Source organism: Rhizobium sp. AN68 (assembly GCF_030758035.1).
In the GTDB taxonomy this organism is placed as follows: Bacteria; Pseudomonadota; Alphaproteobacteria; order Rhizobiales; family Rhizobiaceae; genus Agrobacterium; species Agrobacterium tumefaciens.
Map to the genome: position 1 here is coordinate 606,245 of NZ_JARWMI010000001.1, position 25,880 is coordinate 632,124.

General features: G+C 57.1%; 30 protein-coding genes and 2 pseudogenes. 24 read left to right on the plus strand and 8 right to left on the minus strand.

The features are described 5' to 3' along the window. Positions 1–14 precede the first annotated feature (14 nt). The 3 genes from RBH71_RS02820 to RBH71_RS02830 all read left to right on the plus strand — a co-directional run bounded on the left by RBH71_RS02820 (position 15) and on the right by RBH71_RS02830 (position 3,232). The gene (locus tag RBH71_RS02820; RefSeq protein ID WP_112154508.1) at positions 15–1,433 is read left to right on the plus strand and encodes an MFS transporter; all 1,419 of its coding nucleotides are present in this window, start codon (positions 15–17) and stop codon (positions 1,431–1,433) included. An 88-nt stretch (positions 1,434–1,521) separates the two neighbouring features. Beyond that, the gene (locus RBH71_RS02825) at positions 1,522–2,277 is read left to right on the plus strand and encodes an SDR family oxidoreductase (protein WP_111791020.1); all 756 of its coding nucleotides are present in this window, start codon (positions 1,522–1,524) and stop codon (positions 2,275–2,277) included. Between the two features lie 265 nt (positions 2,278–2,542). Beyond that, positions 2,543–3,232 (plus strand): aspartate/glutamate racemase family protein, encoded by a 690-nt coding sequence (locus RBH71_RS02830; RefSeq protein ID WP_111802020.1) that lies wholly within the window; start codon positions 2,543–2,545, stop codon positions 3,230–3,232. 51 nt (positions 3,233–3,283) lie between these two features. Here RBH71_RS02830 and RBH71_RS02835 read toward each other — a convergent pair whose 3' ends face one another. After that, the gene (locus RBH71_RS02835) at positions 3,284–4,195 is read right to left on the minus strand and encodes an AraC family transcriptional regulator (protein ID WP_111795965.1); all 912 of its coding nucleotides are present in this window, start codon (positions 4,193–4,195) and stop codon (positions 3,284–3,286) included. A 93-nt stretch (positions 4,196–4,288) separates the two neighbouring features. Here RBH71_RS02835 and RBH71_RS02840 point away from each other — a divergent pair, with 93 nt between their 5' ends. From RBH71_RS02840 to RBH71_RS02875, 8 genes and pseudogenes are all read left to right on the plus strand, one after another. Continuing rightward, the gene (locus RBH71_RS02840; protein WP_111802412.1) at positions 4,289–5,116 is read left to right on the plus strand and encodes an oxidoreductase; all 828 of its coding nucleotides are present in this window, start codon (positions 4,289–4,291) and stop codon (positions 5,114–5,116) included. 55 nt (positions 5,117–5,171) lie between these two features. After that, positions 5,172–5,762, plus strand: coding sequence for a TetR/AcrR family transcriptional regulator (locus RBH71_RS02845; RefSeq protein ID WP_111802413.1), 591 nt, complete (start codon positions 5,172–5,174; stop codon positions 5,760–5,762). A gap of 67 nt (positions 5,763–5,829) precedes the next feature. Then, a pseudogene (locus RBH71_RS02850) lies at positions 5,830–6,455 on the plus strand (hypothetical protein). Between the two features lie 108 nt (positions 6,456–6,563). After that, the gene (locus tag RBH71_RS02855; protein ID WP_111802415.1) at positions 6,564–7,418 is read left to right on the plus strand and encodes a cytochrome b/b6 domain-containing protein; all 855 of its coding nucleotides are present in this window, start codon (positions 6,564–6,566) and stop codon (positions 7,416–7,418) included. Beyond that, a complete protein-coding gene (locus RBH71_RS02860; protein ID WP_111802416.1) occupies positions 7,415–8,191 on the plus strand; it encodes a molybdopterin-binding protein in 777 nt (258 codons plus the stop codon). Before RBH71_RS02855 ends, RBH71_RS02860 begins: the two co-directional genes overlap by 4 nt. 34 nt (positions 8,192–8,225) lie before the next feature. After that, the gene (locus RBH71_RS02865) at positions 8,226–8,555 is read left to right on the plus strand and encodes a hypothetical protein (protein ID WP_111802417.1); all 330 of its coding nucleotides are present in this window, start codon (positions 8,226–8,228) and stop codon (positions 8,553–8,555) included. Between the two features lie 51 nt (positions 8,556–8,606). Next, positions 8,607–9,191 carry a hypothetical protein gene (locus RBH71_RS02870; RefSeq protein WP_003519156.1) on the plus strand — a complete coding sequence of 195 codons (585 nt, stop codon included), beginning with the start codon at positions 8,607–8,609 and terminating at the stop codon, positions 9,189–9,191. 41 nt (positions 9,192–9,232) lie between these two features. Beyond that, positions 9,233–9,529, plus strand: coding sequence for a chorismate mutase (locus RBH71_RS02875; protein ID WP_113556470.1), 297 nt, complete (start codon positions 9,233–9,235; stop codon positions 9,527–9,529). Between the two features lie 67 nt (positions 9,530–9,596). Here the strand turns inward: RBH71_RS02875 and RBH71_RS02880 are convergent, their stop codons facing one another. Next, positions 9,597–10,460: a LysR family transcriptional regulator gene (locus RBH71_RS02880; protein WP_113556479.1), complete on the minus strand. Its 864-nt coding sequence runs from the start codon at positions 10,458–10,460 to the stop codon at positions 9,597–9,599. Positions 10,461–10,568: 108 nt separating this feature from the next. On the opposite strand from RBH71_RS02880, the gene RBH71_RS02885 reads away from it, so the two are divergent. The 7 genes from RBH71_RS02885 (at position 10,569) to RBH71_RS02915 (ending at position 16,026) form a co-directional block, all read left to right on the plus strand. Then, positions 10,569–11,393: an oxidoreductase gene (locus RBH71_RS02885; RefSeq protein ID WP_003519148.1), complete on the plus strand. Its 825-nt coding sequence runs from the start codon at positions 10,569–10,571 to the stop codon at positions 11,391–11,393. Positions 11,394–11,439: 46 nt separating this feature from the next. Continuing rightward, positions 11,440–12,288: an alpha/beta fold hydrolase gene (locus tag RBH71_RS02890; RefSeq protein ID WP_113556469.1), complete on the plus strand. Its 849-nt coding sequence runs from the start codon at positions 11,440–11,442 to the stop codon at positions 12,286–12,288. 65 nt (positions 12,289–12,353) lie between these two features. Continuing rightward, on the plus strand, positions 12,354–12,890 hold the full coding sequence (locus RBH71_RS02895; protein ID WP_113556468.1) for a VOC family protein: 537 nt from the start codon (positions 12,354–12,356) through the stop codon (positions 12,888–12,890). Then, on the plus strand, positions 12,887–13,615 hold the full coding sequence (locus RBH71_RS02900; protein ID WP_112361300.1) for a L,D-transpeptidase: 729 nt from the start codon (positions 12,887–12,889) through the stop codon (positions 13,613–13,615). The genes RBH71_RS02895 and RBH71_RS02900 overlap by 4 nt, the downstream gene beginning before the upstream one ends. A gap of 107 nt (positions 13,616–13,722) precedes the next feature. Further along, positions 13,723–14,478 carry an alpha/beta hydrolase gene (locus RBH71_RS02905; protein ID WP_323687056.1) on the plus strand — a complete coding sequence of 252 codons (756 nt, stop codon included), beginning with the start codon at positions 13,723–13,725 and terminating at the stop codon, positions 14,476–14,478. Positions 14,479–14,864: 386 nt separating this feature from the next. Then, entirely contained in the window at positions 14,865–15,512 is a 648-nt protein-coding gene (locus RBH71_RS02910) for a LysE family translocator (protein WP_113556478.1), read from the plus strand. An 85-nt stretch (positions 15,513–15,597) separates the two neighbouring features. After that, positions 15,598–16,026 carry a RidA family protein gene (locus tag RBH71_RS02915; RefSeq protein ID WP_035253014.1) on the plus strand — a complete coding sequence of 143 codons (429 nt, stop codon included), beginning with the start codon at positions 15,598–15,600 and terminating at the stop codon, positions 16,024–16,026. On the opposite strand, the pseudogene RBH71_RS02920 reads toward RBH71_RS02915, so the two are convergent. From RBH71_RS02920 to RBH71_RS02935, 4 genes and pseudogenes are all read right to left on the minus strand, one after another. Further along, positions 16,013–16,264, minus strand: a pseudogene (locus RBH71_RS02920) (sigma factor); the annotation flags it as partial. The gene RBH71_RS02915 and the pseudogene RBH71_RS02920 sit on opposite strands and share 14 nt — an antisense overlap. 630 nt (positions 16,265–16,894) lie before the next feature. Then, a complete protein-coding gene (locus RBH71_RS02925) occupies positions 16,895–17,209 on the minus strand; it encodes an addiction module antidote protein (RefSeq protein WP_003519136.1) in 315 nt (104 codons plus the stop codon). Positions 17,210–17,213: 4 nt separating this feature from the next. Then, positions 17,214–17,510, minus strand: a complete 297-nt coding sequence (locus RBH71_RS02930; RefSeq protein WP_003519134.1) for a type II toxin-antitoxin system RelE/ParE family toxin — start codon at positions 17,508–17,510, stop codon at positions 17,214–17,216. 554 nt (positions 17,511–18,064) lie between these two features. Then, positions 18,065–18,496: a winged helix-turn-helix transcriptional regulator gene (locus RBH71_RS02935; protein WP_112157831.1), complete on the minus strand. Its 432-nt coding sequence runs from the start codon at positions 18,494–18,496 to the stop codon at positions 18,065–18,067. 127 nt (positions 18,497–18,623) lie between these two features. Between RBH71_RS02935 and RBH71_RS02940 the strand changes: the two genes are divergently transcribed. The 3 genes from RBH71_RS02940 to RBH71_RS02950 all read left to right on the plus strand — a co-directional run bounded on the left by RBH71_RS02940 (position 18,624) and on the right by RBH71_RS02950 (position 20,664). Then, complete coding sequence (locus RBH71_RS02940; protein WP_003519127.1) at positions 18,624–18,920, plus strand: YciI family protein; 297 nt, start codon at positions 18,624–18,626, stop codon at positions 18,918–18,920. A gap of 69 nt (positions 18,921–18,989) precedes the next feature. Next, positions 18,990–19,769: an SDR family NAD(P)-dependent oxidoreductase gene (locus RBH71_RS02945; protein WP_003519125.1), complete on the plus strand. Its 780-nt coding sequence runs from the start codon at positions 18,990–18,992 to the stop codon at positions 19,767–19,769. A 79-nt stretch (positions 19,770–19,848) separates the two neighbouring features. Next, positions 19,849–20,664 carry an oxidoreductase gene (locus RBH71_RS02950; RefSeq protein ID WP_065706105.1) on the plus strand — a complete coding sequence of 272 codons (816 nt, stop codon included), beginning with the start codon at positions 19,849–19,851 and terminating at the stop codon, positions 20,662–20,664. A gap of 808 nt (positions 20,665–21,472) precedes the next feature. Here RBH71_RS02950 and RBH71_RS26595 read toward each other — a convergent pair. Then, entirely contained in the window at positions 21,473–21,697 is a 225-nt protein-coding gene (locus tag RBH71_RS26595; protein ID WP_003519121.1) for an NAD(P)-binding domain-containing protein, read from the minus strand. Between the two features lie 246 nt (positions 21,698–21,943). Between RBH71_RS26595 and RBH71_RS02955 the strand changes: the two genes are divergently transcribed. Both RBH71_RS02955 and RBH71_RS02960 read left to right on the plus strand, forming a co-directional pair. Further along, positions 21,944–22,255 carry a helix-turn-helix domain-containing protein gene (locus tag RBH71_RS02955; protein ID WP_003519119.1) on the plus strand — a complete coding sequence of 104 codons (312 nt, stop codon included), beginning with the start codon at positions 21,944–21,946 and terminating at the stop codon, positions 22,253–22,255. Then, on the plus strand, positions 22,248–23,501 hold the full coding sequence (locus RBH71_RS02960) for a type II toxin-antitoxin system HipA family toxin (RefSeq protein ID WP_113556477.1): 1,254 nt from the start codon (positions 22,248–22,250) through the stop codon (positions 23,499–23,501). Before RBH71_RS02955 ends, RBH71_RS02960 begins: the two co-directional genes overlap by 8 nt. A 76-nt stretch (positions 23,502–23,577) precedes the next feature. Here RBH71_RS02960 and RBH71_RS02965 read toward each other — a convergent pair whose 3' ends face one another. Next, entirely contained in the window at positions 23,578–24,609 is a 1,032-nt protein-coding gene (locus RBH71_RS02965; protein ID WP_111799466.1) for a LacI family DNA-binding transcriptional regulator, read from the minus strand. A gap of 164 nt (positions 24,610–24,773) precedes the next feature. Here RBH71_RS02965 and RBH71_RS02970 point away from each other — a divergent pair, with 164 nt between their 5' ends. Further along, the gene (locus tag RBH71_RS02970) at positions 24,774–25,721 is read left to right on the plus strand and encodes a dihydrodipicolinate synthase family protein (protein WP_003519114.1); all 948 of its coding nucleotides are present in this window, start codon (positions 24,774–24,776) and stop codon (positions 25,719–25,721) included. Positions 25,722–25,880: the final 159 nt, after the last annotated feature.

Here is a 25,880-nt window from a genome sequence, read left to right on the forward strand (position 1 = left end):
ATGTGGAGACACTTATGAGAGACACCAGCAATCCCGATGACAAACTCGATCCACGTCGATGGATGGCACTGGTCATCCTTTTGACCGGCGCCTTTTTGCCACCGCTCGACTTCTTCATCGTCAATGTGGCGCTGCCCTCGATCCGGGAGGATTTCAGGGCCTCTGCGTCAACGATGCAGCTGATTATCTCCGGTTACGCCACCACCTATGCTGTGATGCTGATCACTGGGGGCAGGCTTGGAGATCTCTATGGTCGACGAAATGTCTTTCTGGCTGGAATGGTCGGGTTTGCAGCCGCATCTGCCTTATGCGGGTTTGCCTGGTCTCCAGCCGCGTTGGTCGCCGGCCGTATCCTTCAGGGGTTTGCAGCGGCAATTATGGCACCGCAAGCCTTGGCTTCCATCAATGCGATTTTCCCAGACCACGAAAAATCAAAAGCCCTCAGCTTTTATGCCCTGACATTCGGGGTGGCGTCGATGGTTGGTCTGTTTCTCGGTGGTGCGTTGATTGCGCTTGATATCCTTGGTCTTGGATGGAGAGCCATCTTCCTCATCAACCTGCCGGTTATCGCGGTCGCTGCGCCGTCCGCCTTCATCATGTTGCGGGAAACCCGATCTGAGCGCCCAAGCAAACTGGATCTTGGCGGAGCATTGTTGATCGCGATTGCGCTATCTGCGCTGATTGCGCCGCTGATCGAGGGGCGGGAGCAGGGGTGGCCGATCTGGCTAATCCTGATGCTTGCCACGTCCCTCCCGTTTTTCCTCCTGTTCTGGCGACATGAGAAACACCTGGAGTCGACGGGGAAAGATCCGATTCTTGCACCTAGCCTGCTGCAAAACCGTGGACTACTGCGCGGGCTGCTGGCTGCCTTGTTCTTCTACGCCCTTGCGGCCTTCTGGCTGATATTCTCGGTCTATCAGCAGGGTGGCCTTGGTCTGACGCCTTTCGAGGCCGGGCTGGCGATCCTTCCTGCGGCCGTCGGTTTCGTCCTTGGTCCTTTTGCAAGTGAGCGCATCCTCCGCGTCTTCGGAAGATTTTCCGCCGGCGCCGGCATGGTGCTGCAAGCTGCAGGGTTGTTTGGAACGGCGGCCTTGATTTCGAATGGCCTTCCGCAATTCCTCTTTGCTGCGCTTTTTCTTATCGGAGCGGGGCAGGGGATCGCCCTTCCAAACCTGGTGAAGAGCATCGTGCAAAGGGTGGACCGAACGCAGTCAGGATTGGCCTCTGGTCTGGTCAATTCGATGTTTCAGATTGGCGGTGCGTTGGCAGCCGCAATCGTTGGCGGATTGTTCTTCTCGATCTTGGGGTCGGCCACAGACGTTCAATCCATTGGCCGAGCATACAGCGTTGCAGCGGTTGCAATTGCCATTTGTCTTCTCATCGCGGGATGGCTTTCCGTCAGCCTGACATCGCCCCAACCGTTGCGTCGATGAGCGGCCCCATAGCAGCGCATTACCAGCCGATCGCGCTGAAACGGCGTGAAACTCCCGAGCAAAACAGAGACATTCAGAGGTACTCTCCATGAACAACATCTCCACACTACCTCTTTCCGGCAAGCGCGCGCTGGTCACCGGTGCGGCACGCGGTATCGGTGCGGCAATTGCGCTAAAACTGGCCGAGGATGGTGCCGACGTTGCGATCACCTATGAGAAGTCGGTCGAGAAAGCGGAAGCTCTCGTTGCCAAGATCCGCGCCATGGGTCGAAATGCGATCGCCATCCATGCCGATGCCGCAAGCATAGCAGCCGCGATGGCTACCGTCGAACAAACTGTCGCTGAGCTCGGCGGCCTTGATATTCTGGTCAATAATGCCGGTGTCCTTTTCGCAAGTGATTTCTCCACGCAGCCACTTGAGGAGATTGATCTTCAGCTGAACGTCAATGTTCGCGGCGTCTTTCTGATCACCCAGGCAGCGCTGAAATACATCCCCAACGGAGGTCGCATCATCAGTACCGGCAGCAATGCGGGTCTGGCTGTGCCGTTCGCGGGGATCGCGGTCTATGCCGCGACCAAGTCTGCGCTGGAAAGCTTCACGCGCGGTCTCGCACGTGAGCTGGGCTCTCGGGAAATTACCGTCAATCTGGTTCGACCAGGTCCGATTGATACTGACATGAACCCTGCCGATGGCGCGCTTGCAGCCGCTATTCTGCCAAACCTGTCGATTGCTCGATATGGTAAAACCAGAGAAGTCGCTGAGGCGGTCGCCTTTCTTGCGGGGCCCGGTGCAGCCTACATCACCGGCTCAGGCATTCTCGTCGATGGCGGCATCAGTGCCTGAGCATTGATACGAGGTGGTGCCTCGCCGCTCTGTCCTGTAGGTGTAACGCGGAATTTGGGCGCGCATGGGCTGCGGAGTTCCCTTCGCTGCACTGCGCGCGTAAATTTGGTGAAGCGGGCGGCGGCCATCATCCAGGAATTTCTCCACTCCGTTGGTGGTTTTCCTGAGTTGAAATCGTACCAAGGTAGCAAATATGGGTGGCCTGGTTTCTGCTCAAGCGCCCGTTGAGCGGTAACAGACCTAACGTATGAGCATGGAGAAACATTTGAAGACCATCGGCATACTTGGCGGAATGTCCGCGACGTCAACCCAGATTTATTACCGAGAACTCTGCAGGCTTACCCGCGAGAGCCTGGGAGGACTTCATTCTCCCGAGCTTCTCATACGGTCTGTCGACTTCGACGAAATCGAAAAGTTGCAGGCCTCCTCCGATTGGGAAGCGGCGGGCCGAATCCTCAATGAACATGCTATCGCGCTGGAGCGCGGCGGCGCCGACCTCCTCATCCTTGCGACAAACACCATGCACAAGGTGGCGGACAAGATCGTGGGCGGGGTGTCGATCCCGTTTGTGCACATCGCGGACGCAACTGCAACCGCTATCCTCGACCGCGGTTTCCGGAGGCCGGGTTTGATGGCAACCGCCTTCACCATGGAGCAGACCTTCTACACCGACCGTCTCATCGCTCAGGGGCTGTCGCCAACGATCCCTGAAGCTGATGATCGAACAGAAACCCATCGTATTATCTATGAAGAGCTGTGCCGCGACATCGTTCGCGAGGAGAGCCGCTTGACCTATGAACGGATTGCACAGCGTCTGGTCGACAAAGGCTGCGACTGTCTTATCCTCGGCTGTACCGAGGTGGGTATGCTGTTAAACCAGGATAACGTAGGCGTTCCCGTCTTCGACACGACCCTCATTCATTGCAAAGCCGCCCTTCAAGCTGCTTTACAATGACATGTTGTGTTCTGACGGTCGATCGATCGTGAGAACGGTGAGGGGCAATGGTCAAACCTGTTCGCCCAGGTGATGCCGGACCCACTTCGCTTCTTCCGATGCGGTACGCCCGAAATGCCGTCTGAAGTCGCGGCTGAATTGCGCCGGGCTGACATAGCCCACTGACGCCGCCACCTCTGCAATTGTTCCAGTCTGGCGGGCGATCATCAGTCTCGCTTCATGGAGCCGCATCGCCTTCACGTATTGCATCGGACTTGAGCCTGTCAGCTCCTTGAAATGGACATGGTAGGAAGGAACGCTCATGCCCACCGCTCTGGCAAGGTCCGCGACGGTGATTTCAGCGCCGTAGTTTTTGCGCAGCCATGCCAGGCTCCCGACCAGTTTTCCCGACGTCCCTTTCCGCTGCAGGGCGGCGATCACTGCGCCGCCTTGCGGCCCTGACATGACCCGGTAATGCAACTCACGCAGGATGGAGCCGCCAAGGACGGCGACCTCAACCGGACTGCCGAGCACCGTCAGCAAGCGCAGCAGAACGTCTTCGATACTGCTATCCATCCTGCTCGAGAAGAGCCCTTTTGGCTTGACGCTTGCAGGACCGGCGAGTTTTTCGAGCTGCGTGGCGATCTCGGCCGCCATCTGCATATCGAACTCTAAATAGACCGCGAGCAGTGGCCGCCGTGCACTGGCTGTAGATGTCATCCTAAAGGGAACGGGCACCGAAATGGCAAGATAGTGGTGCTCGTCGTAGAGGTAGATTTCCCCGTCCAGAATGCCGTGTTTGCTCCCCTGCAATACGAACACGGCGCCCGGCTTATAAAGAACCGGAATGTCATTCAGCACTGCTTCCGTGCGTAGGACACGGATGCAACCGAGCCTGGTCTGGTTGTAGCCAAGACGAGGAGCGAGTTGTCCGGCCAAGGCGGCAGACTGGTCATGTGTAGAGGGCGGCATTTTACCGTTCATAGGAATTGGCAAAAATCTAAGAGGATTCGCAATCGAACCCGCGTTGTCTCCAGATTATGTGTCACATCAACGGGTAATCAAGGCGTTTCAGAAATGTCGAGCAAAACGTTTTTCATAACAGGGGCGAACTCGGGTTTTGGGCTGGCGATAGCCACTGCTGCAATCGAAGCCGGTCATACCGTCATCGGGACCGTCCGCTCCGAATCCTCGCGCGAAGCGCTGGCAAAGACCCTCCCGGAACTGCGCCCGGTCCTCTGCGACGTCACCGATTTTGATCGTATTCCGGTCGCGGTGCAGCAAGCGGAGGAAGAGCATGGCCCAGTCGATGTGCTGATCAACAATGCCGGATATGGGCACGAGGGTGTGCTTGAGGAATCGCCGATCGAGGAGATGCGCCGCCAGTTCGACGTGAACGTGTTTGGCGCCGTTGCAGTCGCCAAGGCGTTTCTCCCAAGGTTCCGTGAGCGCCGAAGCGGCTTTATCGTCAACGTCACGTCGATGGGCGGCATGATCACCATGCCCGGCATCGCCTATTACTGCGGCAGCAAGTTCGCGTTGCAGGGTATTTCAGAGGTCATGCGTTTGGAAATGGCGCCGTTCGGTGTGCACGTAACAACCCTTTGCCCCGGCTCGTTTCGGACGGACTGGGCAGGCCGTTCCATGGTCCGCACAGAGCGTTCCATTGCTGACTATGATACCCTGTTTGATCCGATCCGCGAGGCGCGTCAGGCAGTGAGCGGCAAGCAGCTTGGAAATCCGCAAAAGCTCGCCGACGCGGTGCTGGCCCTCATCGAATCTGACAATCCCCCGCCGCAACTTCTCCTTGGCAGCGATGCGCTTAAACATGTAACGGCGCGGATCGAACGCCTGACCCAGGAAATCGAAGCTTGGAAGGGCGTGACTGTCTCCACGGACGGCTGACGCAAACCCAAAATTTGTTGTTGACGATCTGCCTACTAGAAGGTAGACAGGCTGCATGAGCAATCTTTCGACCACTTCGGACCACATTCTGGCGTCCACCCGAAACCTTCTGATAAGCGGCGGCTACAATGGCTTCAGCTACGCCGATATCTCGGAGATTGTCGGTATCCGCAAAGCAAGCATTCATCATCATTTTCCCAGCAAGGTCGATCTGGTGCGTGAGCTGGTCAAGCGTTATCGGGAGGATGGCCAGACGAGCGTGGCAGTCCTTGAGCAGAAGGTTCCGAATGCTCTGGACATCCTCACGGCTTATGCAAACCACTGGGCTGCATGCATTGAGGATGCCAGCAGACCCTACTGTGTCTGTGCTATGCTTGCCAGTGAACTGCCATCCCTCCCCACGGAAGTCGCAACCGAGGTGACGAACTTTTTTCGCTTCATCTCCTCGTGGCTGGCTTCGGTCATGGAGCGCGGTTCCAAGCAGGGCGAACTGACCCTTACCAGTGCGCCGCATGTTGAAGCCGAAACATTTCTGGCAACCGTCTACGGGGCAATGCTTTCGGCGAGAGCCAATGGGAAGCCGGAAGTGTTCTCAATGATACTCGAACCTGCCCTCAATCGTCTCACGCCGACGGTGTCTCACTAATCCTGCGTGGCAACGCTACTCGGGTCAATCGCGTCCATCGAAACTACCAACTAGTAGGAAGATAAAAATGAGAAATACTTTCCCAGCCTTGGCCCTCGGGCTGACCAGCATCCTTTCTGTAACTGTCCTTTCAGCACCCGCATCTGCCGAAGATAAGAAAGCCGCGCCGATCCATGTCCGCGGCAGCATCGTCGACTACCAGGCGTCAACGCTCAAAGTGAAGACCCGCGAAGGTGAGATCGTCGACGTCGCCCTTGCCAACGACTGGAAAGTCGCCAGCGTTGCCAACGCAAAGGTCACCGAATTCAAGCCGGGCGATTTTGTGGGTATCGCATCATTGCCAAAGGCCGACGGCGGTGATGGTGCGCTTGAGGTCCTCATTTTCCCGCCGGCAATGAAAGGCACAGGCGAGGGGAGCTACGGTTGGGATCTGAAGCCCGACAGCAGCATGACCAATGCGACGGTCGCGGATGCCGTTAAAGGTGTCGATGGCCGCACTGTCACCGTGACCTATCATGGCAAGGAAAAAAGATCGCCATTCCGGATGGGACACCGGTCGTGACCATCGCCGCGGCCACCAAGGATGATCTCGTTCCTGGCGCCGTTGTGTTCATCACCGCCGAAAACACTGCAACAGGCCCTATCGCCCATCAGGTGGTCGTCGGCAAGAATGGCGTGGTTCCACCCATGTGAAGACCACGCCGTCACTGGCCGGAGCAGCCGCCTTACTGCTTCGGCCAGTGACTACAGATCGACGCTGCTTGGTGTGCAGCCGCTAATGCACAGATGAAAGACGCTGAGATGAGCGCAGACGCTTCCAATGACAATGTTCAATACCCTCGGACGATCTTTATCCGCCGCCACTCCGTTGTGACTCGGCTTACGCACTGGCTGAACGTGCTTTGCCTGGGCTTCCTTCTTTTGAGCGGGCTTCAGATCTTCAATGCCCACCCGGAGCTTTATTGGGGTCATTATGGCGCGAACGGCGACCCCGCCATCCTGACAATCGGCTCAGATGATGGCGGTGGTCAGCCGCGCGGTTTCGTTCGTATTGCCGGACTGGAGATCCCCACGACGGGCGTGCTTGGCGTTTCTCAGGCTGACGGCGAACAAGTCTCACGCGCTTTTCCCTCCTGGGCAACCATCCCTTCATTCCAGGATCTTGCGGCCGGACGTCGCTGGCATTTCTTCTTCGCCTGGCTGTTTGTGATCAACGGCATTGTCTATCTCGGCTTCAGCGTGCTGAGCGGACATTTCCGCAAAGACCTCGCGCCAAAGCCCCATGAGATCTCGCCGCGCCACCTCGGCCGCGAAATCCTCGACCACGCTCGGCTCCGCTTTCCGGAAGGGGAGGAGGCCAAACACTACAATGCGCTTCAAAAGCTCACCTATCTGGCGGTCATTGTCGTTCTGCTGCCGCTGATGGTGCTGACAGGTTTGACAATGTCGCCGGGCGTCGATGCCGCTCTGCCGTCCCTTGTCGATATTTTCGGCGGACGCCAGTCCGCGCGCACGATCCATTTCATCACAGCGTCGGCGCTTGTCATCTTCGTCATCGTGCACGTGGCAATGGTGCTCCTGTCCGGGACCTGGAACAACATCCGCTCGATGATCACCGGACGCTATGCGATCCAGGAGAAAGGCCCGAAATCATGAGCAAGCTTTTCACCCGACGCCGCTTTCTCATCGGCGGCACGCTCGGGGCCAGCGCCCTTACTCTCTCGGGTTGCGACCTCTTGGACCAGAACGCAGACGTCGCAAAAGTTCTTCGCTCAGCTGAGCATCTGACCATGAAAGCCCAGAGACTGCTTCAGGGGCGCGATTCACTGGCGCGCGAGTTTGACGAAAAGGACATTTCCCCCTCCTTCCGTGTCAATGGAACGAGTGCTCCCGACAGCGATGAATATGCGGAACTGTTGGAAGGTCACTTCACGAACTGGCGACTGAAGATCGACGGTCTTGTTGATCGGCCTCGAGAGATTTCGCTCATAGATCTGAAGGCGCTTCCTTCCCGCACCCAGATCACCCGCCATGACTGCGTCGAAGGCTGGAGCGCCATCGCCAAGTGGAGAGGCGTTCCGCTCGCCCATCTGTTGCGCCTTACCGGCGTCAAGACGACGGCGCGATATGTCGTCCTGCATTGTGCCGACGAACTCGAAAAGACGCTCGACGGAAGCGGCCGCTATTACGAGAGCATCGATCTCATCGACGCGGTTCATCCGCAAACCATCCTCGCCTACGAGATGAACGGCGAGGACCTTAGCGTCGGTCACGGCGCGCCCTTGCGTCTCAGGGTCGAGCGGCAACTGGGGTACAAACAGGCCAAGTACATCATGCGCATCGAACTGGTCGACAGCTTCGCCGGCCTGTGGGGCGGGAACGGCGGCTATTGGGAAGATCGCGGCTACGAATGGTACGCCGGCATCTAAGGCCAACAAATAGCGAACCACAGGAAAACAATCCGTGAGCCGACGCAAAGTCCAGAATGTGATGCCGATTTCATCAATTGCACCTTCACGACAGGTCGAAATCAACCAAACCAGTTCGATCCTCTCGGATCCTGACGGCCGATGGGCGGCGAGGCGCCGAGAGGCGATCAGCGATGCCTTCGAGAAAAGTATGCGCATCAAGGGTTCCCACGGCGGCGGGGCAAAGGTTTCCTCTCAAGGCGGCTCGCATGACCTCGATAGTTCCGAAATGTCAGCCGGGAAACTCTCCGGCGAAAGCCATCGGATCGGCCGTACTGAATGGGACGAGAACACCCCCTTCGGCAAGCATGTCGTCTTCATCTGACGACGCTAGCGCGAACCATCAATCAACCAGTTCAGAAAGTGGAAGAAAACAATGTCGAACAACCAGACCTCCCGTGCCCCGCGCGGCAACGACCAGTGGCTCAAGCAATATTACTTTACCAGAGCGGCCTTCTCAGTGCTGTGGGTCGCGGCTGCGTTGACTGCCGGACGGCATTCCTTTGCGGCGGCTGCCGCACTGCTGATCATCTATCCCGCTTGGGATGCAATCGCGAACGTTATCGATGCCGCAAGGAGCGGTGGTCTTGCCGCCAACCGGAGCCAAGCGATCAACGTCGCAGCGAGCTCGGTTATGACGATAGCCGTGATCCTGGCGTTGACAATGAACATGAACTGGGTTCTCGGCGCTTTCGGTCTATGGGCGATTTTTTCGGGGCTGTTGCAGCTTGGAACTGCCGTGCGGCGTTGGAGAACGAGTGGAGGTCAGTGGGCGATGATTTTGAGCGGTGGCCAATCCTCTTTGGTCGGCGCACTCTTCATCTTTCAAGCCCAAATGCCGCAGGAACCTTCTATCTCAACGGTTGCGGGCTACGCTGGCGTCGGGGCATTCTACTTTTTGGTTTCGGCAATTTGGCTGTCGATCGCCCTGTCGCGTCGCAGTACGCAACCCATCTCTTAAGCGCTACCTCGCGCCAATGAAACCGCTTGGAAGATATTCAAATGATGACAGATGATGCGGCAGGGCAACTTGGCTCCTATCGGAGGACCATCGACAACCTGGATTCAGCTCTCCTCTATATCCTGGCCGAACGCTTTCGCTGTACCGAGCAAGTCGGCCACTTGAAAGCTAAGCAGGCGTTGCCGGCAATCGATAATGAGCGAGAGCGACGCCAATTGGATCGACTGATGAGCATCGTTGGTGATGTTGGCCTCAGTGGGCACTTTGTCGAAGGGCTGATGACAATGATCGTGGGTGCTGTGGTGGAGCGGCATAGGGAGATTGCGGCCAAGAAGTAAGTTGTCTGTCGCGCCTGTACTACCGCAGCCGTGGAGCGGCGGGGAAAATCGATCTTCGTCGGGCGGCTTACCATGCAGCGGTATTTGTGAGGTGGTCCGAGACGATCGCAATAAACGCCCGAAGACGCTGAAGACGTCGCAGGTCCCGGTGATATCCCATCCAGATGTCTCGTGCCGGCGGGGGCTTAGGTAGTTCCAGTCTGCGGATACCTGGGATCTGATTGCCCACGACGCGGGGCAGGACGGCGATCCCAACGCCCTGCTTGCACATTCGTGCCTGGACGTTTCGGTTGTTTGATCGCAGCACGGGTCTCGCGTTCGGGAAACTCTCGGTGAGCCAGGCTATGTCGGGGAATTGCCCTGTCGAAGTATCGTGGGTGATCAGCCGGAAACCTGTCCCGTCGCCATATTTAGGGTCAGGCGACTCCTCGGCGATGTAGACGTCGTATTCGAGCCTGAAGAGCCGCCGTTGAATGACATCTGCAGTGTCGAACGGAACGATGCGAAAGGCGACGTCGGCCTCTCTTTGGGCGAGGTTGAACAGGCGAGTGCCGGTCAGGATTTCGACGTCTACATTGGGGTGGGCTTTCGAGAAATCTGCCAAAATGGGAGGCAGGACATAAGCCCCGAACCAGTCTGCTGATGAGATGCGCAGATTGCCTTTGAGATTTTGCTCCTGCCCGGCGAGCCGGCGCTCCATGGCAAGCGCGCCTTCTTCCATCTGCTCGGCCAGGGCGATGATCCCATGGCCCTCCTCGGTCAGCACGAGACCGTCCGCGGTCCGCTGGAAGAGCGTGTGGCCGATCGCCTCCTCAAGGGCACGCAGCCGTCTGCCGACGGTGGGATGGCTTGTATGAAGAGCACGTGCAGCGCCGCCGAGCGTTCCGGATCGCGCAATCGCAAGGAAGATCTTTACGTCGCTCCATTCCACGGCCAAGCCCTTACAAAAATGAACATTGAAAATACAAAACTGTCACTTCAAGTACAAATCTAAACATCTAGATTCAAGTCAAATTTCGAAAACAAGCGGAGAAACGTCATGAGAACTTGGTTCATCACAGGCTGCTCGAGCGGCTTTGGACAACGGCTCGCGATCGCTGCAGCACAGCGGGGCGATCAGGTTGTCGCTACTGCCCGAAACGTCAACTCGATCGAAGACATGGCTCGGCCATTCGACGGCCGTATGATCACCTTGCCGCTTGACGTGACAGATGCGGCGGCGGCCAATACCGCGGTCGCAAAGGCCGTCGAGACATTTGGGGGTTTTGACGTGCTGGTGAACAATGCCGGCTACGGACTGTTTGGGGCGCTCGAGGAGGGCACGCCCGAAGAATATCGACCGATGTTCGAGGTGAACGTTTTCGGTCTTATCGAAACCACCAGGGCAGCCTTGCCTGCACTGCGACGTTCGGGCGGAGTGATCGTCAACATGTCTTCTGGCGCAGGGATCGCGGGCAGTGGCGGCGCAGCATATTACAATGCAGCCAAGTTTGCGGTTGAAGGGGTTTCCGAAGCACTCTCCGGCGAGCTGAAGCCGTTCGGCATCCGAGTGCTGATCGTCGAGCCTGGGCCATTTCGGACCGACTTCCTTGGACGTTCGATCACGATGGCGGCCAAGGAGATGCCGGAATACGCCGCAAGTTCGCGCAGGCATTATCGCGAAACCAATAACGGCAACCAGTCAGGCGATCCCGACAAGGCGGTTGCAGCGATCCTGAAGGCGGTCGATGCGGATGACGCACCGCTTCATCTGCCGCTCGGCTCGGTCGCGCATTCGATCGCTGAGCGGAAGTTGGTTTCGTTTCGCCGTGATATCGACACCTGGCGCGACATCTCGATCGCGACCGATTTCGATCAGCCCTGAGCTGATCGTTAGCTCTCTTTAACATCAACATCGACGGGAAAGAGTTATGATCCCAACATTGGAAGGGTTTGCCCAGCAGCTGGTGCCGGTCAATGGCATCAGGATCAATGCCGCCACGGGGGGCTCCGGCCCGCCGATCCTTCTGCTTCACGGTTGGCCGGAAACCTGGTGGGAATGGCACCACGTCATGCCGCTGCTGGCCGAACATTTTAGCGTGGTGGCGATTGATCTGCGCGGTGCGGGCTTTTCCGACTGCCCGCTTGACGGCTATGACAAGGCGACGATGGCGCGCGACGCGCACGAAGTAATGCTCGCCCTTGGGCATAATCGCTATGCCGTGTGTGGCCATGACATTGGCGGAATGGTCGCATTGCCGCTGGCCGCTATCTATCGAGATTCGGTTACTCACCTTGCTGTCCTCGATGTTCCGCTTCCTGGCTGGAGCCAGTGGGAGGCGACGACGGCAAAGATCTGGCACTTCGCGTTCCATGCTAATCGGGATCTGCCGGAACGCCTGATTTATGGCCGCGAATATGATTATGTTTCGGCCTTCATGGCGGAGCGGTTTTACGATCACAGCTCCTTCAATCCAGAAGACATCGAGATCTACGCGAAAGCGATGGCACTTCCGGGTCGCACGCGCGGTGGATTGGAATGGTATCGCACACTGACCGCCGACCATGCGGCCGCGCTGGAATACAAGAAGCGACCGCTCCGGATTCCGGTTTTAGGTCTCGGCGGGGAGCAGCGTTTCGGTGCTCATATGGTCCCGATGCTCAATGAGTTCGCCACAGATGTTACGGGCGGCTCGATTGCCCGCTGTAGTCACTATGTGGCGGACGAGCGCCCGGGTGAAGTGGCCGCTGCTCTCATCGATTTCTTCAAGGCCAAGTGAACTCTGCGATCCGGGCACATTGAGCCCGATCGCGTTCATCGATTCAACGAGAAAGGAAAACTGTCATGACTGCACCTCAAATTCGCGGCGTCAATCACATCGGCATCACAGTGCCCGATATCGAGGCAGCAAAATCGTTCCTGGTGGGAGCTTTTGGCGGCCAGGTGATCTACCAATCGTTCGGGCCGCAGGATCCGGCCAGGCAGGGACCCGAGTTCGAGCGGGCCACTGGTGCTTACCCCGGAACGGTCGTGCGCGCGCAGGCGATGGTCAAGATCGGTACCGGGCCAGATATTGAGCTCTTCGAAATGTACGGCCCCAAACAAGCGCAGGCGGTTACACCGAGCGACTTCGGCATTACGCATTTTGGTGTCTATACCCACGACATCGACGCATCGGTTGAGCGCTTTGAGAAAGCCGGCGGAACAGCCCTTACGGCGCCACGCGCTATTCCCTACGCAACCGAACAAGGTCCTGGAAACAAGGTCTGCTATTGCCGCACGCCGTGGGGCACGATGATTGAGTTTATCACTACGCCTGATCGCATGGCCTATCATGACCAGACGGATCTGCGCAGGTGGCAGGACGAGGATCGAGCGTGAGCTTTGATACCTCGTTATCCCGCCGCAGCCTCCTGTCGCTTTCGGCGATCGCTGCGGGCTCGGCCCTGGCAGGGTGCGCCTCCACCGCTGGCACGGGCCGGATGGTGGGGCGACAGTCGACGCCTCTCAAGGATCCGATCGGCCCTGTCCACATCGCACCTGCACCGACAGATTCCGAATTGGCCGTCATGTACGGTCCTACCGAGGATGGCGGCTTTCTGATCCCGGCGGTTCCCTACAAGCAGATCGATCCGCGCTACTATCGTCAGCAGGTCCTCGACCCGACTGGCGAAGCGCCCGGAACGATCGTTGTCGATACCCCCTCGCGCTTCCTCTATCTGATTCAGCCGGGAGGAACCGCAATGCGCTATGGGGTCGGCATTGGGCGCGACGGCTTTGCCTGGCAGGGCAACGGCGTCATTCAGTGGCGTCAGAAATGGCCGCGTTGGAAACCGCCGAACGAAATGGTCGCGCGTCAGCCGGAGCTCGCCAAATACTCGATCGAGAACGGCGGCATGGAGCAGGGCCTGAAAAATCCGCTCGGTGCGCGAGCGCTCTACATCTTCGCCGGCGGCCGGGACACGCTCTATCGTCTGCACGGCAATCCGCAATGGCGTTCGATTGGCAAGGCCGTTTCGTCCGGCTGTGTGCGCCTGCTCAACCAGGACATTATCGACCTCTATGAACGGGTGCCGATCAAGGCGCCAATTGTCGTCAAGCAGTAAGCGCAAGCGATCACGACCGTCTCTCCTTGGATAGAGGAGAGACATGTCCTTCAGGCGATTTCAAAGCCTCAGTTAATCCAAGCACAAAACTCAAGGAACTACCGACCATGTCGAACTTCAGTAAAGTGGCCGTTGGCCTCATTGCCGCGCTTTTGTCTTCCGTTGCCGTAACACCCCCAGCCTTAGCGGATGCGCGCAACGTGCTTGCTCATGGCGCGCTCGTGGATGGTTCGGGCTGGCGCAGCGTCTATGACATCCTGGCCCGCGACGGCTACAATGTCAGCATTGTCCAGCAGCCACTGACAAGCCTGGATGAGGACGTTGCAGCCACGAAGAGCGTGATTGATCAGCAGGACGGGGACGTCGTTCTCGTCGGCCACAGCTATGGGGGCACGATCATCACGGCGGCAGGTGATGATGCCAAGGTCAAGGCACTTGTCTATGTTGCGGCACTGCAGCCAGAAAAGGGCGAAAGCACCGCACAACTGCTCCAATCGATGCCGTCACCCACCAACGATATCAAGCCGACAAAGGACGGCTTCCTGCTCATCGACCCGGCAAAGTTCGCTGCGGATTTCGGGGCGGATCTGCCCAAGGATCTGGGTGAGTTCATGGCCCGGTCTCAGATGCCTGTTGCCGTTGCTGCCACTGGTGCGCTGGTGCCTGTTGCCGCCTGGCACGACAAGCCCAGCTACGGGATTGTTGCGAAAGACGACATGACGATCAATCCGGACCTTGAGCGCTGGATGTACAAGCGTGCCGGTTCAACGGTGACGGAGATCGACGGTAGTCACGCTATTTATATCTCGCAGGCGGCTGCAGTTGCGAAGGTGATCGAGGAGGCCGCGGAAGCTGTCGACTGACAGAAAAGGACCGCGGTAACTCTGCAAATTCACTAGCTGCAGCGTTTGCGAGTTTGAACTCGTGCCTTGGCAGTGACGTGATCGCTGCACCAAGGACAAACGTTGTCATCAGAGGGGTTCCCGCGATCCAACATCGCGCTTTAAAGCCTGATGTCGTCGCGGGCCTTCAATGCAGATCGCCATGGAAGGTACAGCAGGAGCGCACTCCGATGATTGTAGAATGTCTCAACTTTTCAGCCTCGTTGAAACGGTGGTCTGCATATCTGTTGCCCGGGAGCACCGTGCCCGATAACTTTGTCTCGACCCGAATTCCTTCGTATGATCAAGGCCGGAAAACGGCCGGATTCAGTACGCTCTAATTGTGCCCAAACCGCAAGGTCGTTGCCATGTCCATCCCTCTGCATCAGTACTTCATATTCATCTCTATCGTTACCATGATCGTGGTGACACCGGGACCCAACCTTGCTTTGCTCCTAGCCAATTCGCCGAGTAACACGAAGCTGACCGGCTTCGGGATGGTATTCGGGTTCGCCGCAGCCATCGTTTCTCATGCCACGTTGGCACTTGTTGGAGTGGGGGCGGTGATCGCAGCTTCGGCAATCTTGTTCACAGTGATGAAACTGTTGGGCGCAGCCTATCTCATCTGGCTGGGGATTAAATCTCTCTTGTCGCTGCGCGGTCTGGATGCATCTGTCATAATTCCAAGCCGGGTTCCAATGAGCCTGACAGCTCCGAAAGCCTTCGTTCGCGGATATCTCAGCAACTTCCTCAATCCGAAACCGGCGATCTTTTACGTTGCGGTCTTCCCCCAATTCTTGGAGGGCCACCAACAGGACGTGCTTGTAAATGGCGCCGCGCTTGCACTCACACATGCCTTGATCGCTCTAGGTTTCTACGGCGTAGTTGTCCTCCTTATCGGCAGCGTCACCGGTTTTCTCAATCGCCCGCACATCGCCAAAAGGATCAAAACCATCTCCGGAACGGCTTTGTTTTTGCTAGGCGGTCACTTGTTATTGGCAAAGAGCCCTGCCTGATCGTCTCAATCTAATTCCGGGTAAGGCGGTCAACACAATGACCGCCCCGCATCAGTGCGCTCACTTCGCTAATTTGGTTTAGCCTATGCAGACGAAGAAAGGATCATTAGTGAATCGCGAAATTATCGTGCCGCTGGCAATGAAGGCCATTGTGGAGCGGGCAGGCTATGTCCCTGCAGTACGCGTCGAAAACCTCCTTTTCTGCGCGGGCCAGGTTGGACGCGATGCCAACATGAATGTCATCAACGACCCAGAGAAGCAATTCGAAGCGTGTTGGGAAAACTTAGCTACCGTTTTGTCGGCGGCAGGTGGCAGTTTCGAAGATGTTGTCGAATTGACTACATACCATGTCGGGTTACAGCAGCACATGCATACGTTTCGCAAGGTAAAGGACCGGATTTTCCCCCGCGGAACATGCGCTTGGACTTGCATCGGCGTCTCTGAACTTGCCCATCCCGGTCTTCTTGTGGAAATCAAGGGCGTGGCAGCTATACCTTCGCACCCGTTGGAATAGAGCGCTGTCGTGCCAAGGCTGATCGGTAGCGGTCGACATGCGTGTTGTGCAGGATGGACAGGAGCCAGTGACGCAGGTTTCCATCGCTTTTGAAAGAGCGTTGCCGTTCGTATGCTTTGACAAGCGCGTCCTGTACGAGGTCGTCTGCATCGTTGGAGTTCCGCACGAGTGAACGAGCAAAACGCTGCAAGCTCGATCGCTGTCCAATAACGTCAAACGGTCGGTTCTTCGGGTCCATGATTTAGTATACGGAACTCAAGGCGCTTTTGTTCCAAAAGCACTGAAGAAAATTGGATGGCCCTGTTTCGATGATGTCTGCTGAGGGAGGATACTGTTGAGAAACTCCCCTGAGCATCGGAAAGGGCGCGCCTTGCCCGGATCGTCAGGTATAGTTTTCCGACGGTGCGGGAGAGGTGAAACCACTTTGCGTTTGACGTGTTGGCGGAGCTCGATATGCGCAATATTGTTTCAGTGAGCCCGAACGAAATGCTGCCTGCTGGAGTTTTTAACAGTATCGGAGCAAAGCAGACTGCCCTGCCGTGAATCGAGGAAGTTAAAGCCAAAGGGGCAAATGACCCGCCGCCCCTTCCTACCCTCACAATTCGGCCCAGCCGCTCCAGCCGGGGGCTAAATTGCTGGAGCAAGGGTCGCGTGTTGAAGAGGCAAGTAGAAGAGGTTGGTCATTTTTACTTTGCAAAATCCCGACATTTCAGTGTTGCGGCGCCATTGACGTATTTTCATACAATTAAGCCGTATGACCAACCCAGTCGCCGGTTCGGTTCTTTTCAAGAGCTTAAACCATGAGAAATCGGCTACCTCGGTCTGTCTCGAGCCCAAAAAGCGTTTAGAAAACGTTCGAATGTGCCGTTCACTTCGCCGCGGCGTTCGAACCGCTGCTGGATTTCAAAACAAGATTTAGCCTGTAACCAAGGGCGTCAGCTACCTTCGCAATCGTCCCAAACTCTGGGTTGCCATCGCCACTTAATGCTCGGTAGAGAGCAGGTCGTGTAAGTCCGGTATTCCGAGAGAGATCCGACATGCCGCGCGCGCGCGCGACAACACCAAGAGCGCGAGCGATATGGTTTGCGTCTCCATCTTCGCTAGCAGCTAAAAGATATTCAGCGATCGCTTCCTCACTCTCAAGGAATTCGGCGGAGTCGTACTCAAATGTCTCAAGTGGCATGCGATTACTCCTTCAATTGCTGTGCTAGTTTTTTAGCTAATCGAATGTCTTTGTCCTGGGTACCCTTGTCGCCACCGCAAAGAAGAACATAAACGACCGACCCGTCCCGGACAAAATAGACACGATAACCAGGCCCATAATTAATGCGGAGTTCGCTCACGCCTTCGCCGACGGGCTTCACATCCCCAGGATTTCCCGCAGCGAGACGGTCAATGCGGTCGGCAATTCGAGCTTGAGCACGAAAGTCTTTTAGCGTTTTGATCCAGTCCGCATAATCACGGGTGCGCCTAATCGTGAACATGAGTTTATGTAACCCATAGGGGACATAAACTCAAGGCGGTGGCGCTCTGGGGGGCTGGATGTTTTGATCTTTTTATCACAAATGTCAGCCATATGATTGCCGCGGGTCCAATCTTCATCAAATCCGAATGGCCTGTTTTTCCTGTTGCGGCTGTCCATAGCGTTTTGCCCGCTTTGCGTGGCCTAAGACCGAGCACTCCGAGCGCAAATTGATGCAAATACAAGTGACCCAAGCGACGGGGTCGCCGGTATCTCATCAAGGCGTTCGGAACTGGAAATGGCCACTACGCGGAAATAATTTCCGTTTCCGGCGGGTGCACGGGTTCACATCCTGTCGCACGACAGTTTACCGGACGACCATCATTATTACTCAACAGCGAAGTCGGTCGACACCGAGACGGTGCGCTATTCGGAGAGAATGGCAGGGCTTCTGTCGGTCGCAGCCCTCGTGTCCACGATACTGCTCTCGACCGACGTGCTTGTGAGGGCCGCCGTGCGCTCAACCAAGCGGTGACATGCGGAAACACCAAGTGAAAAGATCGCCATAGATCGACGTCAGCCAGGCATCACGATCTTGATGGGACGCGTCCCGATGAGTTCGCCCGTGGTTCTATCGATCATCACCGGCTCGATTTCCGTGCCCAAGCCTTCATCGAAGAAGCGGGTGAACTCGCCACCGCCGCGATGCTTTCCGCCCCAGGCCGCTAGCGCGAAAAGGACCGGGAGAAAGTCCCGCCCTGCATCGGTGAGGACATACTCGTCGCGAGGTGGGCGTTCCGAGTAGCGGCGCTTTTCGAGAAGTCCTTCTTCCGTCATGGCAGCCAAACGTGTCGCCAGCGGTGTCGGCGCAATTCCGAGGTTTTTGCGAAACTCGTCGAACCGCGTGGACCCGGCGTGGGCGTCGCGCATGATCAGCATGCTCCATGCATCGCCTACGAGAGCAAGGCTCCGGGCAATGAGGCATGGCTGGTTCGAAAGATTTTTCATGTGGATCTCATTTTGGTAGTGACTTACTCCTAAAATGATAGTAACCCTTTATCCATCGACATTCCAGCGTAAATTTCTGTTGGCCGTCGAAAACAGCCAGTGCCCAGTCCCCATCAGGAAGACGACGATGAAGTTCTATCTCTGCAAATACATACCCCCGCGCCCGGATTTCCTCGCCACGATGACGACCGACGAAAAGACCTGGATGGGCCAGCACGGCACTTATCTCGACAGGCTTCTCGGGGAAGGTAAAATCGTGGCGCACGGGCCTGTCATGGACCCCGCTGGCGGTTACGGCGTCTCGCTTTATCAGATTGAAGACGACGAAAATATCGAGGCGCTGACCTCGCTTGACCCGATCGTGCAAAACGGCGCTGGCCACTACGAGCATTATCCCATGCTTCACATCAAGCATCGCGGCTGAGTCCGCAAACCCCATGTCTCCTCATGCCACCAATTATCGGCCGTCACGCGACCGACGGAAGGAACCTCTATGACCATCGCACTCATTACCGGAGCGTCCAGCGGTATCGGCGCCGTCTACGCACGACGGCTAGCCGCTCGGGGACATGACCTCGTTCTCGTCGCCCGGGCGACCGATCGCCTCGAAACGCTGGCCGCCGAACTTAGCCTGGCATATGGCATCGCCGTCGAGAACATCACGGCCGACCTTACAGACCCGACGCAACTCGGCACGGTCGCCGAACGCTTGAAGGCAGAGCCGTCTATCGACATTCTCGTCAACAACGCCGGGGCAGGATTGCTCGGCGGATTCACGTCGGCCGATCCTGCGGCGATGGAAACACTGCTTCGTCTCAACGTCGTCGCTCCGACGCTACTGGCTTCCGCGGTAATCGCGGGCATGGTGGAGCGGGGCAGCGGGTCGATCGTCAACATCGCCTCGGTGCTGGCGCTTTTACCCGAATATTCCCACGGCATCTATGCCGCCACCAAGTCCTATGTGCTGACCATGTCGCAGAGCCTAGCCGCAGAAGTCTCTTCCAAGGGCGTATACGTCCAGGCTGTCCTGCCCGCCGCGACACGTACGGAAATCTTCGAGCGGGCAGGAGGTGACATCAACCGTGTCCAGAACCTGATGGAAGTGGAAGACCTCGTCGACGCGGCGCTGATCGGGTTTGACCGGAAGGAGCTGGTGACGATCCCGCCCGTGCCCGACGTCGCCGCATGGGATGCCTTCGAGCAGGCGCGTGGCGTCTTGGCCGCAGGCTTTAGCAACTCCGAACCCGCCGCGCGATACCGCTCCAACTCATGACACTTCGACCTCGCGGGGACCCCTTGCAACTCCCGCGCCATCAACACCGCCCTGTATCGGGCGAACGAAAGGAATTGAAATGAACACGAACAATCGTAGCGTCGCCGTCGTCACTGGCGCGGCATCCGGGATCGGTCTTGCCGCGGCCAAGGCTCTGGTGTCGGCCGGCTACCAGGTCTTTGGAACAAGTCGGAAGGCGAGGACGGGGACGGTCGCGGGGATCACGATGCTTGAATGCGACGTGACCGACAGCGCTTCGGTGGCTGCAATGGTCGCCGAAGTCGTCAGCCGCACTGGCCGTATCGACATCTTCGTTAACAACGCGGGCGGGGCCCTCATCGGTGGCGCCGAGGAATCATCCGTTGAACAGGCGCAGGCTATTTTCGATCTCAACGTCTTCGGGATCGTCCGGACGACTAACGAGGTCCTACCGATCATGCGCAGGCAGCGTAGCGGGCGCATCATAAACATCAGTTCGGTGGTTGGCTTCATTCCCAGTCCGTTCAGCGCGCTTTACACCGCCACGAAACATGCCGTCGAGGGTTACTCGGAGTCTCTCGATCACGAAGTCAGATCGCTCGGTATCAGGGTCCTCCTGGTCGAGCCTGCCTTTACGAACACGGCGCTTGACCACAACGCGAAACAGCCCGACCGCATGACGAGCGTCTACGATGCGGGCCGCAAGACAACGGAAGCCGTGTGGAACAGTGCCATCAAGGCAGGCGATGCGCCGGAGCTTGTCGCGGAAGCCGTCGTGAAGGCGGCGACAGTAAAGTCGCCGAAGTTGCGCTACCCCGCCACCAAGGCGGCGCGGCAACTGCATTTCCTGCGACGCTTCGTACCCGCAAGCGCTTTCGACAAGAGCCTGCGCAAGCAGATGAAGCTGCCTGCCTGACGACGGTGGCACTCGGGAAGACGCCTCCTGACGATGGAAACGTCTTCAACTCAGCGACGATAGTGGATATCCGAGGGCGTTGTGGGCAGCGAGATCTGTCGGTTGATCCATGGCTATCGGCGGAACTGGGCCGGGTTGCTATGAGCGAAGCCGCATAAGCAGAAGTTGATGGAGCGTTTTCGCCGGGGTAGTCGGTCCGGCCTTCTGCGATGCGGCGCTTCTCTAATCGGCGGGTTGAGGTCAAGCGCTTTCGCGCTTACTTAAAGCGAAACGAGTTCGAGCAAAGTCCAATTTCGCCCATAGCGGACAATGAGTGCACCTAACATTTTCACTCCGAAGGTCGCGAATTCAAGTGGCGGCCCCTTCGTTGAGCCGCCCCTTGTTGGGCTAACGCCTCCACGACCCCTCTGGGAGTTCCTTATCCCGTTCCTCCGCAGCGAGTGCCGCAATGACACCGTCCTTATCGAGCGGGATGCAGTAAGCGGGCTTGGCCCGCTCAAAACGCCAGCTATCAGCGAGGGGGCCGACGTCTACAGTATCGAACCCGAACTCCGCTTGTAGGGTGGTCACAATCACCTTGTTGGCGGCATCGTCACCCCCAATCGGCAAGGCACACTTAGCTCTGTTTGGAAGTGCAACAGGATCGAGGAGGTCGTTCTCCAGAATGGCCTTGAACGCCTTGATGATCGTCGACCCTTGGAATTGGTTTGCGATCGGTTGCGACGTTTTCGTCTCGCGCTGGTCGAGCGCATCGATACATCCATCCCTATCCCGGTAGTAGTTGTTCGCATCGATGACAATCTTGCCATCAAGGAACTGCGGTGCAAGCTGCGAACGGCACTGTGAGAACCATCACATCGCTGGACGAGGGCACGTCGGATACAACAGCGGCCTGACAACCAATTTCGGCCGCTGCCTCGCGCAGGGGTTCTGGTCCGCGCGAATTGCTGAGCGTCGCGGTATGTCCGTTCGCGACTGCAAGCCGGGCCAGTGCCTTACTGATGTGCTCGGCCCCGATGAAGCCAATCCTCATGCCTTGTCTTCCTGCTCGGCAGGCATGTTGCCCGGGGGATAGGAGCGGTCTTTTAAAGAAGGGTGTATTGCGGGGTGCTTCCAGTTTCGTTGCCCAGATTGTCTCAGTGGAGGAAATAAAATTGATCTGTAAGAAGATCTTTTAGTCTGATATGATCCCTATTGGCGGCATTTCGTTTGACATGAGCAGATGCTGTGAGATACGTAAACATATCATAATGGGAAAGATGAATCGTTAAGGTATCATATGAAGTCGGGTTCGGAGGCTCTTCAGGACATAGGGCGGCTGCTCAAGACGTCGCGCAAGACTTTGGGCCTCACCCAGGAGCAGGTTGCGGATATGGCGGGTATATCGCGACCGCGGTACCGCGAGATTGAGGCTGGAGCCAGCGCTGCCCGTACGACCACTCTGATCAACATTGGTCGTGCGCTTGGTCTGGAACTGATGCTCATCCCTCAAGCGATGGTCCCGGCGGTTGAAGCTTTACTGCAGCCAGGTGGCGCCGAAGATGACCTTGCTGCTTTCGTCGCCAGTCCTGATGGTGATGGCAATGTCTGATGCGCCTCTTGATCCAAGATCTATAACCTCAATGGACGTGCTGCTGAATGACCTGAAGGTCGGCATGATCGTGAGGACGCCGGGAGACTTCAACGCGTTCAGCTTTGAGCAGAGCTATCGTCAGACGGGTGGTTTCCCAGTGCTCAGTTTGTCATTTCGCGCGGCACATGGGGGTTTGCGGAAGGACCCGAAGCCTGTCGCAAGGGCTTTGCCATCGTTCTTTGCGAACCTTCTTCCAGAGGATAAACTGCGCGAGGCGATGGAGAAGCACCATTCAGGCAGCGTGCGAGCAGGAAATGATTTCGACCTGCTTGCAACACTCGGATCCGATCTGCCGGGGGCTGTCCGAATTGTGCCGAGCGAAGGCAGCGTTGTTTGTAATGAGGGTTTGACACCCCCGAGACCGAAGGCCCGGTTTTCGCTCGCCGGCGTGCAAATGAAACTCTCCGTCATCAAAAACACAGGCAAGGGCGGCGGTCTGACGATCCCCTTAGGCGACGAGCAGGGTTCATATATCGCCAAGTTTCCATCGACATCATTTCCCGGTGTCTCGGGAAACGAATTTGCAAATCTCGCATTGGCCGAAGCGATTGGTATGGACGTGCCGGAACGCGAACTCGTGGAACAATCGCAGTTCGAGGGTATTCCGGAGGAGTTTGAGACATTGTCCGACGGCAAAGTCCTCCTCGTCAAACGTTTCGATCGCGTTGCCGGTGGTGAACGCATCCATATCGAAGATTTCGCACAGGTATTCGGCGTCTATCCGTCTCGAAAATATGAGGGGGCCTCATATCATGATATCGCTGTGGCTATTGGGGTCGCCGTTTCTTCAGCGGCAGCCCTCGAGTTCGTCCGACGACTGGCTTTGGCAGTCCTGACAGGAAATGGCGACATGCACCTCAAGAATTGGTCGCTGATTTATTATGGGAAGGGCAACAAGCCGGCACTCGCCCCAGTCTATGATGTGCTCTCGACAGTCCCTTACATTCCGTCGGACGCCATGGCACTGTCGCTGGCCGGTGAAAGGCCGTTCAAGGCAATGAACGCCCAGCGATGGAAAGTCTTCGCGCATCGCGCGCGACTGCCTGAAGCTGCTGTGCTGAAGGCTGTTACGGAGACCGTCGAGCGCGTCAACCAGTCTTGGTGGTCTCTGCCTGAACGAGCTGTTCTACCCGATAGAGTATTGGAACGGATTGATGCCCACATCAAGCTGATGTCGCCGATCCTCGGCACGTGCGCGAATTAGCAATTGGTGTTTTTGCGTAACTCGTTAGCAGTTTCATAGCCCACCAAAATCGATAGGGTTGCTGGTTCGGATCCGTTCAAGAAGAAGGTTTGGTCGAGCTCTTTCTGGGAATGAGCGTTGGAGCGGAGATGCGGATTCGATCTTCGCTTGAAATTGTTCCGCTCGCCAGAAGATCCAGAGCATTCGAAGCAATCTGATCAAAAGGTACACGCAACGTCGTTAGTGGTGTTGGAAGGTGGCTGACGATGGGAATGTCGTTGTATCCGACAACGGAAATATCGTCAGGCACAGACAGCCCCATACGCGACAGACCGGACAAGGCCCCGATTGCGGTGTTGTCGTTCACGGCGAAGATTGCCGTAGGACGATCATCTAGGCGCATAAGCTGCTGTGCTGCATCCGCGCCAGCATCGATACCGAACGTCGAGGGGATGATGTAATCCAGGCGGACAGCGATCCCTGCCTCTTCAAGAGCCTGGCGATAACCTTCGACACGTCCAAGTGAGCTGGAAGCATAGGACGGTCCGGCGATTACACCGATGCGTCGATGCCCCAGATCCAGCAGATGTCGTGTTGCGAGATATCCACCCAATCGATCGTCACCGACCGAGGAAAGGCTTCGACCATCACTGCGGAGAGCTAAAACAAAAGGTATCCCTCGAGCTGTGAGTACCTCTGGGAAATCGTCGTCCTCGCGGGCTGTCGACAAGATCAATCCGTCCACGCCTCTTTTGAGAAGAGACTCTGCCGCAAGCCTGTCAGCTTTAGGCTTGTCGTCGGTCGTAGCGACAATGGCGAAGCGTCCCGTTTTGCTGCACGCCTTGGCCAGTGCTTCATACAGCATCGCCATAACAGTATCCGTCAACCGAGGCACGATCACACCAACCGTCATGGTATTGCCGCGCCTGAGGCTCGCTGCCGAGACGTCGCGCATGTAGCCCATATCCTCTGCGACTTTGCGCACTCGCCGCGATGTGGCGTTGTCGGACTGAGGCAAACGTTCATCTAAAATGCGCGACACCGTCGACTTTGACACGCCCGCAGCAGACGCAACATCGTGGATAGTTATGCGCGTTTGGCGACCCGTCTCTTTGACCTCTGATTTCATTTCTGTTTTCCGCGCCACGGTACCCTCACATTCGCTAAGGGTGAACATGCATCAAAAAAACTATTGACTCCAGTAAAATCCAGCTCGATAGTGGGAACGTTCCCATTAACGATCCCACCACTGGTCGCGAGGCGGACAGTGGCTATCTGAGGAGGAGATATCCCATGCAAGCAATGGACATGAGAGGCCTGAGCCCGGCGCCGGTCACTGCATTTACTCGTGACGGCGAGGTCGATTACGCCGCTAATGCCCGCATTGCCAAATGGCTTGCCGGAATGGATGGCGTGAAGAGCCTGGTTATTCTCGGCCACGCCGGTGAAGGCACATTCCTAACGGAAGAAGAGCGTCTCAAGCTCATCCACACATATGTCGACGCTGTCGATGGTCGCATCCCGATCATTGCCGGCATCACCGGTGAAGGAACGAGGGTTGCCGCACAAGAGGCAAAGAAGTGCAAGGCTGCCGGCGCGACAGGCGCGCTCGTCTATCCAAACCATGGCTGGCTTCGCTTTGGTTTTCAAAAAGGCGCACCGCAAGATCGTTACAAGGCGATCTGGGAGGAATCCGGTCTGCAATGCATTCTGTTCCAATATCCTGATGTGACCAAAGCCTCCTATGATCTTGATACCCAGCTTGCGATCGCGACCCAGGAAGGGGTCGTCGCAACCAAGAACGGCGTGCGCAATATGAAGCGCTGGTACGTTGAAATCCCGGAACTGAAAAAGGCCAATCCGAAACTTCAGGTCTTGAGTTGCCATGACGAGTGGTTGTTGCCGACCATGTTCGATGTCGATGGTTTGCTCGTCGGCTACGGCAATATCGCACCGGAACTGCTGATCGACCTGATCAATGCTGGTAAGGCACAGAACTACCCAGAAGCCCGAAAGATATTCGAACGTTTGCTTCCCGTCACGCGCGCCGTGTATCACAGAGGCTCTCACATGGAGGGTACCGTTGCACTGAAACTTGGTCTCGTTCACCGTGGCGTGCTGGACCATGCAACCATCCGCGAGCCGCTCAAGAATCTTGGCGAAAAGGCTGAAGCTGAAATCTTCGCCGCCTTCGACGCTGCTGGTATCGGCCGTGTCGACCAACTGATGGCGGCAGAATAATAACAACAGCCCCTGCCTGAAAGGCGGGGGCTGTTGAAACAAGGGGGAGGGGATATTGCTGCACATCGGGGGTGACGTGCCGCAATCGCACGTTCGTAACGACGTGCATGCCTCACCGATATGAGCGATGCCTTCCGACTATCGCCGCGGACGATTCCG